Below are 14,944 nucleotides of genomic sequence, written 5' to 3'. Positions count from 1 at the left end.
CCGCTGCCGGGGGCCTTCGCATCGCGGGCGGCGTTACACGCTCAAATGTGAAGAAGATCTGAAGATTTCTGCATCCATCCTTCTGAAAAGTCCGGCGGATTCGTGGATGAACCCGCCGGATACCGCTTATCCCGCCAGATGCAGCACCGCGATCACTCCCGCGAAGATCGGATAGAGCAGCCCCATCCCCGCCAGCAGCCAGCGGCTGATCGCGCCGCGCGCAAAGGCCACGGCCATGATGAGGATCGCGGTCATCGTCGCGGCGGCGGCCACCAACAAAGGCGCGCTCAAATGCCAGGGGGTGAAGAACAGGCCCAGCGCGGTGGGGATGGTGGCCTGGATCATCATCGCGCCCGAAATATTGGCGAGGGCCAGACGGTACTTGCCCTGCCTCACCCAGATGACGGCGTTCATCGTCTCGGGCAGTTCGGTGGCGATGGGGCTGAGCAGCAGCGCCAGCAATTGCGGACGCAGGCCCAGCGCCGGGCCCAGATGCTCAAGCTGGGCCACGAAGGTGCGCGAGGCGAAGAAGATCACCACCAGCGCGGTCAGCGTCTGGATCAGCGCCATAGCGGTGGCGGGCTCGGCGCGACCGGGCTGGAATTTCAGGGGTTCCAGCTCTTCCTCTTCATCCTCGTTTTCGCCCTGCATTTCCTGCCGGACGTAGAAGGCATAGGCAGCCAGAAAGGCCAGGCCCAACCAGGGCTTCCAGGCAAAGACCAGCACGCCCAGCAGGATCTTGGCGGCAAAGATCGCCATGAACCAGACCTGGTCCTTGCTCAGCCGCTTGAACTCTTCGCGCACGGCGGCGGTGACGGGCAGGTGGCGCCCGCACAGGATCAGCGAAAAGCCCACCGTGGCATAGGCAATGGTCGAGAGCGCCAGGGGCCCACCCAGCGCCGCGCCCACGCCCAACTCCTTGGAAGCGGCTCCGGCGCCAAAGGCCACGGCAACCAGCGTCACCACGCTTTCGGGCAAGGCCGTGCCGAAGGCCGCGAGGATGGTCCCGGTGGCCTTTTGCCCCACCGCCATCTTCTGGCCGACCCACTCCACGCCGTTCACGAAGAACTCGCAGGCCAGATAGATCACCACCGCTGATCCCAGCAGCAAGGCGATGTTCGGCCAGATGGCCAACAGGGTGGGTGACATGAACGCAAAACTCCGGGGCCGGATGACAGAACGCATGAATGCAGCCCATGCCCGGCCCGGACACGCGCTCATTCATGGTCTCGTCAAGCCGGTCTGGCCGTGCGCGCCATGGCAGAAAGCCAAGTGTGTTGACGCGAACCCCGCATGTCAGAAGCGCGGGCGACTACTCCCCAGGAAGCGGGGCGCGTCTGCCTTGCGGTGGGTGGTTTGTCAAGCTTGTGTTAATCGGTTGACGCAGGAGCGCGATGCCGGAAAAGCCGCTGCTCATTTGGAACAGGCGCAGGGACAGGATGGACAGGCAGGCGGTGGGCACGAGCATGGCGGATGCGATCCTCGATGCGCTGGAGGCGCGGGGTGGGCGCTGTCTGGTCGGCATTCCCGATCCAGCCTTTCTGGCGCTGTTCCAGCGTGCCGAGCAGCGCGGTTTTACCCTGATTTCGCCGCATCACGAGGCGGCAGGCGGCTTTATGGCCGAGGCCGCCGCGCGGCTGACCGGCAAGCCTGTGGCGGTGACGCTCTCGCCGGGGCCGGGGGTGGCCAATGCGCTGCCCGCCATGGCTTGTGCCAGTGCGGAGAAAGCGCCGGTGCTGTTTCTGGGCGGCGCGCGGGGCCCCTTGCGCGAACCCCATCTGCGCGGGCGTTTCCAATATGGCGACCAGATGGCGATGGTGGCGGGCGTGGTCAAACATGCCGCGCGGATCGAAAGCCCGCAGGGCGCCCGTCAGATCATTGCCGAAGCGCTGGATGAGGCCATGGCGGGCACGCCGGGCCCGGCCTACCTCGATTGTGCTTTCCCCGCGATGATGGGTGAGGTGGAGGAGGCTGCCATGCCTTTCCCATCCCCTGCCGCGCCTGAGGCTCACGCCGTGGCGCAGGCGGTGGCTCTGCTGAAGCAGGCGCGCAGTCCCATGCTGCTGGTGGGCCATGGGCTGAGCCATGCTGCGCGCGCGGCAGCGGCTGATCTGGGCCGGCGTCTGGCCTGCCCGGTGGTGCTGACGCCCGGCGCAGCGGCCCTGCCGGGGCTGGGTGCGCAGTGCTTCCCCTATGCCTTCTCCCCGGTGACGGGCGAGATCATCGCCGGGGCCGATCTGGTGCTGGCCATGGGCACGGCGCTGGGCGAGGCGGTGCATCTCGGTCGCCGCCGCCACTGGCGCGCGGGAGATGACACAAGGCGCTGGATCCGCGTCGATCCGGATGTGGAGGGCATGGCGGTCAACCGCCCCATCGATGTCGCCCTGGCCGGAGATGCAGTGCTGGCGATCCATGCTCTGGCGCATGCCTTGCCGTCACGCGTGCCCGACGCCGATCTGCCCGCCCGCCAGCAGGCTGAAGCGGCGCGTCTGGCGGCATGGGATGGGGCCGCACGGGCGCATCCCGCCACCCCCGTCCACCCCGCGCGGCTGGTCAGCGAGGCGATGGCGGTGCTGCCGCCCGAGGCGCTGCTGGTGCGGGATGGCGGGGCCGGGGTGCTGTTCCAGTTGTCGCGTGGTGGCGGGCATGAGGGTGGCGTGCTTTGGAGCCGCGCCTTCGGCCATCTGGGTACCGGCCTGCCTTATGCCATCGGCGCGTTGATGGCGGAGCGGGCGGCAGGGCTGGCGCCGCGTCCGGCGTGGGTGCTGAGCGGGGATTCGGCCATGCTGTTCCATATCGCCGAGCTGGAGGTGGCGGTGCGGCTGCGCCTGCCCATCATCTGTGTGGTGGCGGTCGACCATCAATGGGGGCTGGAGGCGGCGGCCTATCGCCAGCAATCGGGCGACAATGGGCCGCGCCCCGGTGCCTCATGGGGCAGCGCCACACGTTTTGATCAGATCGCTCAGGGCTTCGGGGCAAAGGGTCTGTACGTGGACCGGGCGGATGATCTGGCCGCAGCCCTTGCGACGGCCAGTGCCGGGCAAGGGCCTGTGGTGATCCATGTGGCACTGGATGCTGTGGCCAATGGCCGCGATCTGCCCGGCTGGGCCGAACTGGCGAGCTGGTATTCCGACGGGATGGCCCCGGCGCGCTGAGGCGCGCGGGGTCAGTCCTGCTTGGGTGCCTTGATCTTGGGCGGCAGCGTGTAAGGCACGAAGTCGTTCAGCCCCACCGTGCCGCGGAAGAAGCCGCCGCTGCGGTCATGCAATTGCACGATGTCGAGGCGGCAAAGCTGGCTGCCCCAGGTCTTGGTGACAAGGATCGAATCATCGTCGAGCTGATCTGGCCATGCCGGGCGGTTGACGTAATAGGTGCCCGCGCCCGCCGAATAGACAATGGCGGTCTTGTCGATGATGGTGGTGTTGGTGGCGTCCATCAGGTTGATGCAGCTCACCGGCTTGCCGGGCACGCGGTTACCCAGCAACTTGGTCAGTTGCTGTTCGCCGGTCAATTGCTCACGGGCGGAAACGGGCTGGGCCAGCAGCAGGGCACCTGTCGAGCAGGCCATCAGCGCGCGGGCGAAAGTGAAGCGGTTCATGAGATCTGACCTTTCAAAACGGCGGGGGCATCCGCAGAAGGCCGGGGCGGGGCGCCGTCTCGGTCGTGTTTCTTGTCCGCCTTTGTCTTTACACCGTCAATGCTGAATGAGGGCTGAAAAGACGCGTCTTTACGCCGTTCCGCCCACTGTCAGCGCATCGACCAGCACGGTGGGCTGGCCCACGCCCGCCGCCACCGACTGGCCGCCCTTGCCGCACAGGCCCACGCCCTCGTCCAGTGCCATATCGTTGCCCAGACCCAGCACGCGGGTCAGCACCGAAGGACCATCGCCGATCAGCGTGGCGCCCTTGATCGGTGCGCCCAGCTTGCCGTTCTCGACCTTATAGGCCTCGGTGCAGGAGAAGACGAATTTGCCGCTGGTGATATCGACCTGACCGCCGCCAAAGCTCTTGGCGAAGATGCCGTTCTTCACGCGCGACAGCAGTTCTTCCGGATCATCATTGCCCGCGCGCATGAAGGTGTTGGTCATGCGGGGCATGGGGGCATGGGCGAAGCTTTCGCGGCGGCCGTTGCCGGTGGGGGCCATGCCCATCAGGCGGGCGCTGAGGCGGTCATGGATGTAGCCTTTGAGGATGCCGTCCTCGATCAGCACATTCTCCTGAGTCGGCGTGCCCTCGTCGTCGATCGAGAGCGAACCGCGCCGGGCATGGAGCGAACCGTCGTCCACCACGGTGACGCCGGGCGCCGCGACACGTTCGCCGATGCGGCCAGAGAAGGCGCTGGTGCCCTTGCGGTTGAAATCGCCCTCCAGCCCGTGGCCGATGGCTTCATGCAGCAGGATGCCGGGCCAGCCGGGGGCCAGCAGCACCTGCATCTCACCGGCGGGGGCGGCGACCGCCTCCAGATTGACCAGCGCCTGGCGTAGCGCATCCTCGATGCCGCGATTCCACACGGCCTCATCGAAGAGGTCGTCGTAGAGATAGCGCCCGCCCATGCCGAAGCTGCCGCTTTCGCGCCGCCCGTTCTGCTCGGCCACGATGGAGATGTTGAGGCGCACCAGCGGGCGGATGTCGGTGATCGGCTCGGCGTCGGGGCGCACGATCTCCACCACGCTCCAGCTTGCCGACAGCGAGACCGAGACCTGCGCCACGCGCGGATCGCGGGCGCGGGCGGCGGCATCGATGGTCTCCAGCAGCGCCACCTTGCGGGCAAAATCGATCCCGTCGAGCGGCGAGGCATCGGTGTAGAGGTGGCGATTGGTGCGCAGCGGAGGCGCGGCCAGCGGGCCCTTCGCCGGATCGAGCAGGCTCAGCGTTTCCCCGGCGCGGGCGATGGCGGGGGCGGAAATCTCATTGGCATGGGCAAAGCCGGTCATCTCGCCCGAGACGCCGCGCAGGCCGAAACCGGCGTTGCGGCTGTAATCGGCGGTCTTGAGCCGTCCGTCGTCGAAGGTGAAGCTTTCGGAGGCGACGAATTGCAGGAATAACTCGCCATCGTCGCAGGCGCTCAGCGTGCTGCGGGCCAGTTTGCGTGCCTCATCGGGGGAAAGCTGGCCGGAACGGTACAGGAGCGAGCGAGGATCGGCGGAAAGAGTCATCACGCCGATATAGGCAGAGCAGGCCTGCCGCGCCAGTGGGCAGGCCCGTGGTATCGGTGGATCAGTGAGCGTTTTCGGCAAGCACGAAGCGCTTGTCGCAATAGGGGCACTCGACAAAGCCCTTCTCGTCGATTTCGAGATAGACCTTGGGATGGCCCAGCGCGGAGGGCGTGTAGCCCCCGGTGCTGCGGATGGCGGTGGCCCCGTCGCAGCTGACGCGGTGGGAGTGAGTGGTGACGGTTTCGGGCTGCGTGCTCATGGTTTTGCCCGATAGCAGCAGGCGCAGGCCATTTCCACCGTCATTTGGTCGAAGTGGCGTGGTGATGGAAGGAGGCGCTGAATGAACAGTCGGGGCGCCCTTCTTTCGGGGCGGAAGGAGGTGGGGTTCATCTCATGTTAAGCCGCTTCCGCCTCTTGTCCCGCCCGGAGTTGGGGGAAAGATCATCATGTTGTAACGATTGCCCGCTGCAAGGGATCACATGCCTGTTTCACAGAAATCGATGCTGTTGTGCGATCTGACCCAGAGCTACGCTCCCTCCGGTGGGGGCGGGGTCGGTACCTATATGCGCGAAAAGCAGCGCCATATTCTGGAACGCACCAACCACCGCCTGCTGCAGATCGTGCCGGGCGAGGTTGATCGCGTCGTTGAGCGCGGCCGCCATATCTGGGTCGAGGTCGGCGCCAAGCAGGTGCGCGGCAGCCCCAATTACCGCTTCATCATGCGCACCGGCGCGGTGCGCGCCGTGCTGGAGCACTATCGCCCCGATGTGATCGAATCGCTCTGCCCCTGGGTGCTGCCCTGGACGGCGATCCATTACGCCCGCGCTCACCCCGAAACCGCGCTGGTGGCGGGCTATCACACCGATTTTCCCAATGTGCATGTGCACCGCGTCGCCTCCGACATGTTCGGGCCGACGCTGGGGCAGGCGCTCAAGCAGGTCAGCGTGGCCTATGCCAATGTCACCTACCGCCTGTTCGACCGCCTTTATGCGCTGAACGAGCCGGTGAAGGCTCAACTTGGCGAGTGGGGCATCCATCACGTCAATGTGCTGTCGCTGGGTGTCGATACGCAGCGTTTCGATCCCGCTCGGCGCGATCCCGGCCTGCGGGCTCAACTGGGGTTGGGGGCGCCGCATTTCCCCGATCACGGCCCGCTGCTGGTCTATGCCGGGCGCATCGACAATGAAAAGCGCGCCGACCGCCTGATCGAGATGTTCCGCCACCTGCCGCCCGAAATGGGCGCCGCCATGGTGATGTTCGGCGACGGCAAGCTGCGCGACCGCCTGGTGCGCGAAACCGCCGGCCTGCCCATCGCGCTGCCCGGCTTTGTGGATGATCGCGACATGCTGGCGCGGGGGCTGGCTTCCGCCGATATCTACGTCTCGGCCATGGCGGATGAGACCTTCGGCATTTCCGTGATCGAGGCGCAGGCCAGCGGTCTGCCCGTGGTCGGCGTGGCCTCTGGCGCGATGCCGGCGCGTGTGCCCGCCGGGCTGGGCCTGCTGGCGCCGGTGGACGATATGGAAATCATGGCGCGCCATGTGCAGGCGGTCTGGGCCGGTGGCGCTCGCGCCATGGGGCTGGCCGCGCGTGAGCATGTTGCCAGCCGCTTCAGTTGGGAGCGGACGTTCAACCAGTTGATCGGTGACGTTTATCCCGCAGCCCTGGCCCGCGCGGCGGAGCGGCGTGGGGTGCGGCGGGGGTGGCTGGCTCCGGCTCCGGCTTTTGCGCGGGTTATGGGGTAGGACGATAAAGGGAAGATGCGAGGGGGTTACCCCCTCGCGCTCCCATTCCGTCTTCCGGCGAGAGGGCAGTAGAGCCGAATTGGTGCGCCTTGGCTCTCCACCTGCGCGACACAAAGCGCCGCAGGCAGTCAAAATCATGGTATGAAGGCCTGCGGCGCGGCGACCTTGCTCCATGGCCGAACCCGTAGCGCCCACGCAGACATTAAAGGGAGCGCGAGGGCGATGGCCCTCGCATTTCTCTCTTCAAACCTTCTTCCCCTTGCCTTCAGCTCTGACTAAAGAGCGCGCATGACCAGCACCACCCCCGCCATTTCGATCCGCGATCTCGTCAAGCGCTATGCCCCGGCCGGGCCCGGCGAGGGCAAGCTGGCGCTGAAGGGCGTCAGTTTCGATGTCCCTCAGGGTCAGATCTTCGGGCTGTTGGGGCCGAATGGCGCGGGCAAGTCCACGCTGATCAACACGCTGGCCGGTCTGGTGATGAAGAGCAGCGGCAGTGTCGACATCTGGGGTTTCGACATCGATACCCAGCGCCGCAACGCCTCGCGCGCGATCGGCATCGTGCCTCAGGAAATCGTCTTCGATCCTTTCTTCACCCCGCGCGAGGTGCTGGAGAATCAGGCCGGTCTCTATGGCATCCCCAAGGCCGAGCGGATCAGCGACGCCCTGCTGGAGGCCGTGCATCTGGCCGACAAGGCGCATGCCTATGCCCGCACGCTGTCGGGCGGGATGAAGCGCCGTCTGCTGGTGGCCAAGGCGATGGTGCACACGCCGCCCGTATTGGTGCTCGACGAGCCCACGGCAGGCGTCGACGTGGAATTGCGCCGTCAGCTCTGGGAACTGGTGAAGCAACTCAACGATGAGGGCGTGACGGTGGTGCTGACCACCCATTACCTTGAAGAGGCCGAGGCGCTGTGCGACCGCATCGCGATCATCAACCATGGCGAACTGATCGCCAACAAGCCCACCCGCGAGCTGGTCGATATGGCGCGCGAGAAGGTGGTGGTAGTGACGGTGGACCGCGATCTGGGGCCGCAGGGGCTGCCGCTGCCTCAGGGCTCGGCCTTCACCAAAAGCGCCGTGCTGGGCGAGCGCGTCGTCGAGATCACCTATGACAAGGATCGCACCAATGCCGGCGAGGTGCTGGCGATGGTGCAGGGCCAGGGGCTGGGCATCGTCGATGTCTCGACCCGCGAGGCCGATCTGGAAGATGTCTTCGTCAGCCTGACCAGCAACATCTGAGCCTTGTTGTGAGGGCGGATCAGTTGCTGGCCACCGGCTGACCTTCGTCCTCGATCTTCTGCCAGCCGCGATGGCGGCGCTTGATGATGGAGCTTTTGCAGAAACGGCAGGTGCTCACGAAATGCGCGCCATCCCATTTCATATGGCTGCGCCGGGGCGTGTGGCGGCCGAAATAGCAAAACAGGCTGAGGGTCATGAGCTTGACTCCGCAAAGGGGGGCGTCGGTCCGCGAGCGCTTCGATGCGGCAGGGCCTGCTGCATGTCTGGCGGGGGGCAACGGCCCGATCCAGTAATTTCACGTAACTTAACGCCGGATGATCCTGCGTGGAAGATGGCATATAAAAAATAAATAAAAAATGGCGGCCTGCCGTGGTTTTTGCTCTTGTTGCCGCGCGCAGGCTCTGCTTTCCAACGGCGTTCGAACAGGTCGTAAGACGTCGAACGGGATTGATGCCGGGCGCCATTGCCTGCATGGCACGCTCGCAAGCGTCAGGGAGAGGCAGGCAATGATGGCCGATGTGATCGTGGTGGGCTCTGGAGCAGCCGGTTTGACGGCGGCGCTGGCGCTGGCGCAGCGGCTCAAGGTGCTGGTGCTGGCCAAGGGCTCACTGACCGGCGGGTCGACCGCCTGGGCGCAGGGCGGGATCGCCGCCGTGCTCGATGCGGGCGACACTTTCGAGGACCATATCCGCGATACGATGGTGGCGGGGGCCGGTCTCAACCGGCAGGAGACTGTCGAATTCGTGATCGAGCGTGCGCCCCACGCCATCGACCGGCTGATCGAGCTGGGCGTGCCCTTCAATATGGAGGACGACCATCTCCACCTCACGCGTGAGGGTGGCCATTCGCATCGCCGCATCGTCCATGTCGACGATGCCACGGGCTGGGCGGTGCAGTCGGCGCTGCTGAAAGCCGCGCAGGATCATCCCAACATCACCCTGCTGCCGGGCCGGTCCTGCATCGATCTGATCACCGGGCGGCATGAGATGCGCTATTCGGGCTCGGGCCGGGTCTGGGGCGTCTATGCGCTCGATGAGGCCACCGGCCATGTCGAGACCCACACCGCCTGTGCCACCATTCTGGCGACCGGAGGCGCGGGGCGCGTCTATCAATACTCCACCGCGCCGCGCGGGGCGACCGGGGACGGCATCGCCATGGCCTGGCGCGCGGGCGCGCGCGTCGGCAATATGGAGATGATGCAATTCCACCCGACCTGCCTCTACAACCTTGAGGTCAAGAACTTCCTCATCACCGAGGCGGTGCGCGGCGAGGGCGGGCGGCTGATCAACCCGCGCAGCGGCAAGCGCTTTATGCCCGATTACGACGAGCGGCTCGAACTGGCGCCGCGCGACATCGTCGCCCGCGCCATCGACGCCGAGATCAAGCGCGATGGTCTGGATTACGTCCACCTCGACATCAGCCATATGCCCGAGGAGTTCGTCCGCCACCACTTCCCCAACATTTACGACAAGCTGATGGGGCTGGGCATCGATATGACCAAGGAGCCGATCCCGGTCGTGCCCGCGCAGCATTACACCTGCGGCGGGATCATGATCGATCTGGCCGGGCGCACCGATCTGCCGGGGCTCTATGCGGCGGGTGAGTGCACCGAGAGCGGGCTGCATGGCGCGAACCGTTTGGCGTCGAACTCGCTGCTGGAATGCTTCGTCTTTGGCGAGGCGGCGGCAGCCGATATTCTCGATCACTGGGATGCCTTCGATGCGCCTCCGCCGGTGCTGGCCTGGGATGAAAGCCGGGTTTCGGACTCCGATGAGGAGGTCATCATCAAGCAGAACTGGACCGAGATCCGGCGCTTCATGTGGAACTATGTCGGCATCCAACGCTCCACCAAGCGGTTGGAGCGCGCGGCGCACCGGATCAAGATGCTGTTCGACGAGGTGGAGGACTATTATGGCCACTTCCGCGTCAGCACCGACCTGATCGAATTGCGCAACCTGCTGCAGAGCGCCGATCTGATCGTGCGGTCTGCCTTGAAGCGGCATGAGAGCCGGGGGTTGCATTGCACGCGCGATTATCCGGAAACGTTGGATGAGGCGGTGGATACGGTTCTGGTTCCCTAAAGGGGATTGGAAGGGAGAAGATGCGAGGGGGGAGTCTTTGATGGTAGCATTCCTCAAGAGGAATGCTCCGGGCCCTCGCGCTCCCATGACGTCTTCCGGCGAAAGGGCAGTGGTGCCCTATCCTTGTGACAGAACTCTCCATTTGCGCGGCCTATGGCGCCGCAGGCAGTTAAACGTTGATAGGCTGCGCCAAGGATTATTGCCTGCGGCGCGGCAAACTGGACGCCAGGCCGAACCCGTGGCGCAACGCAGACATTAAAGGGAGCGCGAGGGCGATGGCCCTCGCATCTTCACTTTTTCCTTCTTAGCCCAACAACCGCCCGATCAAAATCAACGCCATCGCCCCCAGCACGGAGGCCAGGCAGCCCACCTGCTGGCTCGAACCTTGCCGACGCGCGACCAACTCGGCCAACAGCGAACCACCGACGCCCAGCAGGATGGTGGCGACCACGCCGAGATGCACCGATCCGGGGTAGAGCCAGCGGGCAAGGAGGCCGATCAAAAAACCGGAAAACAGGGCGCCCAGGATGCGGACCATGCGTAAAGCTCCCGTCGGTTGGAGGGCGAGGTGCCAGTTGCTTGATTCTATGGGGGATGATTCTACGGGCAATGCCGGAATGACACCAGAGCTTGTGGTGATGCGGTTCGCGGGCCACCAAACCTGCCCGGCTGAGTCGCGGAAAGCAGGCGAATGGGGTTCGTCTCGACTCGATCAGGACTGTGGAGAGAAAAATTTTTAGCGGGCAATTTTGACTCTTGCGCGACAGCGCGTTGCCCGTTTTCCGGCGCGTCGCCGCCTGCAAAAAACCTGTGCGGAAAGGGTGGTATGGGGCTTGCGCGTTTTTCCCCTCTTGCGCCCTGAATCGGACAGGGCCACTATCCCTAGTGTCTGGACGTGCTTCGGCGCCTCAACACCTAGTATTTGGCCGTAAGGCGCCGATATATCGATTCTGGCCGCATCTCTCGGGTTTCCGGGCAGGGTGTGCCTGTGTCGAGCGGTCCGTTGCGGACAGGGGGTGGGGCGTATTCGCATTCGGGCAGGTTTCCGGTTCGTGAGAGCCGGGAAAGGTTTGTGGTGGGTATCGGGCGACTTGGCGCCGCGGCCTGCCGATGCGAGTCTCTAAGGGGCAAAGAAGACGTGACGTTCAGCGCAAAGGATCAACAGGCTGCCGATGAACGGCTGGCCGACACGACCGACGGCTTCGAGGCGACATCGCCCGCCGCGGTCCGCAGCAAGAAGGAGGCGGGCAAACGCCCGGCATTGCCCATGAACGACAAGGTTGATCTGGCTTCGGCCGAGCTGGTGGAAGACACGCTGGGTGATACCTCGCTGCTGGCGGGCATGCTGGCTGGTGTGGCTGCCAAGGCGGCGGCTCCCAAGGCTCCCGCGTTTGACAAAAACGATTCCAAGGTGGTGCATCCGCGCCGCTTCACCATCGTCACCGATGCCAAGCGCGACGCGCTGCTGACCGATTTCGGGAAGGAAACGCTCGACGACCGCTATCTGCTGCCCGGCGAGACCTATCAGGATCTCTTCGCCCGCGTGGCCGATGCCTATGCCGACGATCAGGATCATGCCCAGCGCCTGTACGATTACATCAGCCGCCTGTGGTTCATGCCCGCGACGCCGGTGCTCTCGAACGGGGGCACGGGGCGTGGCCTGCCGATCTCCTGCTACCTCAACACCGTCGAGGACAGCCTTGAGGGCATCGTCAACACCTGGAACGAGAACGTTTGGCTCGCCTCGCGCGGTGGCGGCATCGGCACCTATTGGGGCAAGGTGCGCGGCATCGGCGAGAGCGTCGGCCTGAACGGCAAGACCAGCGGCATCATCCCCTTCGTGCGCGTGATGGATTCGCTGACCTTGGCGATTTCGCAGGGGTCGCTGCGTCGCGGTTCGGCGGCCTGCTATCTGGATGTCAGCCATCCGGAGATCGAGGAGTTCCTCGAAATCCGCAAGACCTCGGGCGACTTCAACCGTAAGGCGCTCAACCTGCACCATGGCGTGCTGCTGACCGACGACTTCATGCGCGCCGTGCGCGATGGCGAGGATTTCAACCTCAAGTCGCCCAAGGATGGCAGCGTGCGCGGCACCGTCAACGCCCGCGCCCTGTTCCAGAAGCTGGTCGAGGTCCGTCTGGCCACCGGTGAGCCTTATCTGGTGTTCTCCGACACGGTGAACCGCATGATGCCCAAGCATCACCGCGATCTGGGTCTGAAGGTCTACACCTCCAACCTGTGCAGCGAGATCACCCTGCCCACCGGTCGCGACCATCTGGGCAATGACCGTACCGCCGTGTGCTGCCTCTCCTCGCTCAACCTGGAAACCTGGGACGAGTGGAACGGCGACAAGGTGTTCATCGAGGACGTGATGCGCTTCCTCGACAACGTGCTGCAGGACTACATCGACCGCGCGCCCGACGAGATGGCCCGCGCCAAGTACTCCGCCGCGCGTGAGCGTTCGGTCGGCATGGGCGTGATGGGCTATCACTCCTTCCTGCAGAAGAAGGGCATCGCCTTCGAGAGCGCCATGGCCAAGGCCTGGAACCTCAAGATGTTCAAACATGTCTCGGCCAAGGCGGACGAGGCGAGCATCATGCTGGCGCAAGAGCGCGGGGCATGCCCTGACGCCGCCGATATGGGCGTGATGCAGCGCTTCAGCTGCAAGATGGCCATCGCGCCGACTGCCTCGATCAGCATCATCTGCGGCGGCACCTCGGCCTGCATCGAGCCGATCCCGGCGAACATCTACACCCACAAGACGCTCTCGGGCAGCTTCGTGGTGAAGAATCCCTATCTGCAGAAGCTGCTGGCCGCCAAGAGCAAGGATTCCACCAATGTGTGGAACTCGATCCTGGAGCATGGCGGCTCGGTGCAGCAGCTCGACTTCCTGACGGCGGACGAGAAAGCGGTCTACAAGACCAGCTTCGAGATCGATCAGCGCTGGCTGCTGGAATTCGCCGCTGACCGCACGCCCTACATCGACCAGGCTCAGTCGCTGAACCTCTACATCCCCTCGGATGTCGACAAGTGGGATCTGATGATGCTGCATTATCAGGCGTGGGAGAAGGGCATCAAGTCGCTCTACTATCTGCGTTCCAAGTCGATCCAGCGCGCCGGTTTCGCGGGCGGGGTGGAGGCGGACAACACCTCCGCCGCGCCGCGCATCGAGCTGGAAGCTCGGGGCGAAACGGATTATGAGGAATGCTTGGCCTGTCAGTAAGGCAGGTAAAAGAATGCGAGGGGGTTACCCCCTCGCGCTCCCATGACGTCTCCCGACGCTGAGGTTATGCAAGACGGCGCCGTTGGCGCCACATCTCGCCGGAAGACGTTATGGGGTGCAGGGGGGTAACCCCCCTGCGATTATCCTTTAAAATTCTAAATTCTAGGACGAACGCCATGTCCCTTCTCGAAGCCCGCAAGACCTACAAGCCCTTCGAATATCCCTGGGCCTTCGACATGTGGAAGCGCCAACAGCAGGTCCACTGGCTGCCCGAGGAAGTGCCGCTGGGCGAGGACTGCCGCGACTGGGCGCAGAAGATCTCCGAGCATGAGCGCAATCTGCTCACGCAGATCTTCCGCTTCTTCACCCAGGCGGATGTGGAAGTGCAGGACTGCTATCACGAGAAGTATGCCCGCGTCTTCAAGCCCACCGAGGTGAAGATGATGCTGACCTCGTTCAGCAATATGGAGACGATCCATATCGCGGCCTATTCGCATCTGCTCGACACGATCGGCATGCCCGAGAGCGAATATGGCGCCTTCCTCGAATATGCCGAGCTGAAGGACAAGCATGACTACATGCACACTTTCGGCGTGGAGAATGACGAAGATATCGCCCGCACGCTGGCGATGTTTGGCGGCTTCACCGAGGGTGTGCAGCTCTTCGCCAGCTTCGCCATGTTGATGAACTTCCCGCGCTTCAACAAGATGAAGGGCATGGGGCAGATCGTGAGCTGGTCGGTGCGCGATGAATCGCTGCATTGCGAGGGCATCATCAAGCTGTTCCACACCTTCGTGAAGGAGCGCGGCTGCCTGACCAAGGCGGTGAAGGAAGACATCATCGACTGCTGCCAGAAGACGGTGCGTCTGGAGGACAACTTCATCGATCTGGCTTTCGAACTGGGCCCCGTGCCCGGCATGACCGCCAAGGACATCAAGCGCTACATCCGCTTTATCGCTGACTGGCGCCTGAGCCAGCTGGGCCTGCCCGCGATCTACATGATCGAGGATCACCCGCTGCCCTGGCTGCAGCCGCTGCTGAACGGCGTGGAGCACGCCAACTTCTTCGAGCAGCGCGCGACGGAATACTCCAAAGGCGCCACCAAGGGCGACTGGAACACCGTGTGGAGCAGCTTCGACTCCCGCCGCAAGGCGCGCGGCAGCGAAGCTGTGGCCGACGGCGAGGACTTCCTGGAGGACACCACCGAGGACATGTTCGCCAAGGCCGGCATCGCGGCGGAATAAGTCTTTCGGAACGCAAACGGGAAAGGGGCGGGGCCACATGGCTTTCCGCCCCTTTCTTGTGGTGCGGCATGATTGGGTGGGGGTGAGGAAAAAATCCCCATCCCCTCTTGCGCTTATCGGAAGGCGCGGTTAAAGGCGCCTTCCAGTCCAGAGTGCCGCTTTAGCTCAGTTGGTAGAGCACATCATTCGTAATGATGGGGCCAGGTGTTCGAGTCACCTAAGCGGCACCAGGGCTTCTCCGCGTTTCACGATAAAAC

12 protein-coding genes, 1 tRNA gene and 1 riboswitch are annotated in these 14,944 nt (G+C 64.4%); of the genes, 7 read left to right on the top strand and 6 right to left on the bottom strand.

Annotated elements, in window-relative coordinates; genetic code table 11:
• Positions 1–126: 126 nt before the first annotated feature.
• Positions 127–1,149 (bottom strand): sodium:calcium antiporter, encoded by a 1,023-nt coding sequence (locus ABDW49_RS16670; RefSeq protein WP_343613201.1) that lies wholly within the window; start codon positions 1,147–1,149, stop codon positions 127–129.
• A gap of 16 nt (positions 1,150–1,165) precedes the next feature.
• A riboswitch (yybP-ykoY riboswitch) is annotated at positions 1,166–1,333 on the bottom strand.
• 106 nt (positions 1,334–1,439) lie between these two features.
• On the opposite strand from ABDW49_RS16670, the gene ABDW49_RS16665 reads away from it, so the two are divergent.
• A complete protein-coding gene (locus ABDW49_RS16665) occupies positions 1,440–3,155 on the top strand; it encodes a thiamine pyrophosphate-dependent enzyme (protein WP_343613199.1) in 1,716 nt (571 codons plus the stop codon).
• 11 nt (positions 3,156–3,166) lie between these two features.
• On the opposite strand, the gene ABDW49_RS16660 is transcribed toward ABDW49_RS16665, so the two are convergent.
• The 3 genes from ABDW49_RS16660 to ABDW49_RS16650 form a co-directional block, all read right to left on the bottom strand.
• Positions 3,167–3,598, bottom strand: coding sequence for a hypothetical protein (locus tag ABDW49_RS16660; RefSeq protein ID WP_343613197.1), 432 nt, complete (start codon positions 3,596–3,598; stop codon positions 3,167–3,169).
• A gap of 129 nt (positions 3,599–3,727) precedes the next feature.
• Entirely contained in the window at positions 3,728–5,155 is a 1,428-nt protein-coding gene (gene tldD / locus ABDW49_RS16655; protein WP_343614343.1) for a metalloprotease TldD, read from the bottom strand.
• Between the two features lie 61 nt (positions 5,156–5,216).
• Positions 5,217–5,414 carry a zinc-finger domain-containing protein gene (locus tag ABDW49_RS16650; protein WP_206238456.1) on the bottom strand — a complete coding sequence of 66 codons (198 nt, stop codon included), beginning with the start codon at positions 5,412–5,414 and terminating at the stop codon, positions 5,217–5,219.
• A gap of 220 nt (positions 5,415–5,634) precedes the next feature.
• On the opposite strand from ABDW49_RS16650, the gene ABDW49_RS16645 reads away from it, so the two are divergent.
• Both ABDW49_RS16645 and ABDW49_RS16640 read left to right on the top strand, forming a co-directional pair.
• Positions 5,635–6,900, top strand: a complete 1,266-nt coding sequence (locus tag ABDW49_RS16645; protein WP_343613196.1) for a glycosyltransferase — start codon at positions 5,635–5,637, stop codon at positions 6,898–6,900.
• Positions 6,901–7,188: 288 nt separating this feature from the next.
• Positions 7,189–8,139: an ABC transporter ATP-binding protein gene (locus ABDW49_RS16640; RefSeq protein ID WP_343613195.1), complete on the top strand. Its 951-nt coding sequence runs from the start codon at positions 7,189–7,191 to the stop codon at positions 8,137–8,139.
• A 19-nt stretch (positions 8,140–8,158) separates the two neighbouring features.
• Here the strand turns inward: ABDW49_RS16640 and ABDW49_RS16635 are convergent, their stop codons facing one another.
• Positions 8,159–8,335 carry a hypothetical protein gene (locus ABDW49_RS16635; RefSeq protein ID WP_343613193.1) on the bottom strand — a complete coding sequence of 59 codons (177 nt, stop codon included), beginning with the start codon at positions 8,333–8,335 and terminating at the stop codon, positions 8,159–8,161.
• 310 nt (positions 8,336–8,645) lie between these two features.
• Between ABDW49_RS16635 and nadB the strand changes: the two genes are divergently transcribed.
• Complete coding sequence (nadB, locus tag ABDW49_RS16630; RefSeq protein ID WP_343613191.1) at positions 8,646–10,220, top strand: L-aspartate oxidase; 1,575 nt, start codon at positions 8,646–8,648, stop codon at positions 10,218–10,220.
• Positions 10,221–10,524: 304 nt separating this feature from the next.
• Here nadB and ABDW49_RS16625 read toward each other — a convergent pair whose 3' ends face one another.
• Positions 10,525–10,758: a GlsB/YeaQ/YmgE family stress response membrane protein gene (locus tag ABDW49_RS16625; RefSeq protein WP_343613190.1), complete on the bottom strand. Its 234-nt coding sequence runs from the start codon at positions 10,756–10,758 to the stop codon at positions 10,525–10,527.
• 729 nt (positions 10,759–11,487) lie between these two features.
• On the opposite strand from ABDW49_RS16625, the gene ABDW49_RS16620 reads away from it, so the two are divergent.
• From ABDW49_RS16620 to ABDW49_RS16610, 3 genes are all read left to right on the top strand, one after another.
• Positions 11,488–13,443: a ribonucleoside-diphosphate reductase subunit alpha gene (locus ABDW49_RS16620; RefSeq protein ID WP_343614341.1), complete on the top strand. Its 1,956-nt coding sequence runs from the start codon at positions 11,488–11,490 to the stop codon at positions 13,441–13,443.
• 176 nt (positions 13,444–13,619) lie between these two features.
• Entirely contained in the window at positions 13,620–14,687 is a 1,068-nt protein-coding gene (locus ABDW49_RS16615) for a ribonucleotide-diphosphate reductase subunit beta (protein WP_343613188.1), read from the top strand.
• Positions 14,688–14,841: 154 nt separating this feature from the next.
• Positions 14,842–14,917, top strand: a tRNA-Thr gene (locus tag ABDW49_RS16610).
• Positions 14,918–14,944: the final 27 nt, after the last annotated feature.

The organism is Novosphingobium sp., from assembly GCF_039595395.1.
In the GTDB taxonomy this organism is placed as follows: domain Bacteria; phylum Pseudomonadota; class Alphaproteobacteria; order Sphingomonadales; family Sphingomonadaceae; genus Novosphingobium.
Note: the sequence above shows the minus strand (reverse complement) of the source record. Positions and strands in the feature narration are given on the sequence as shown.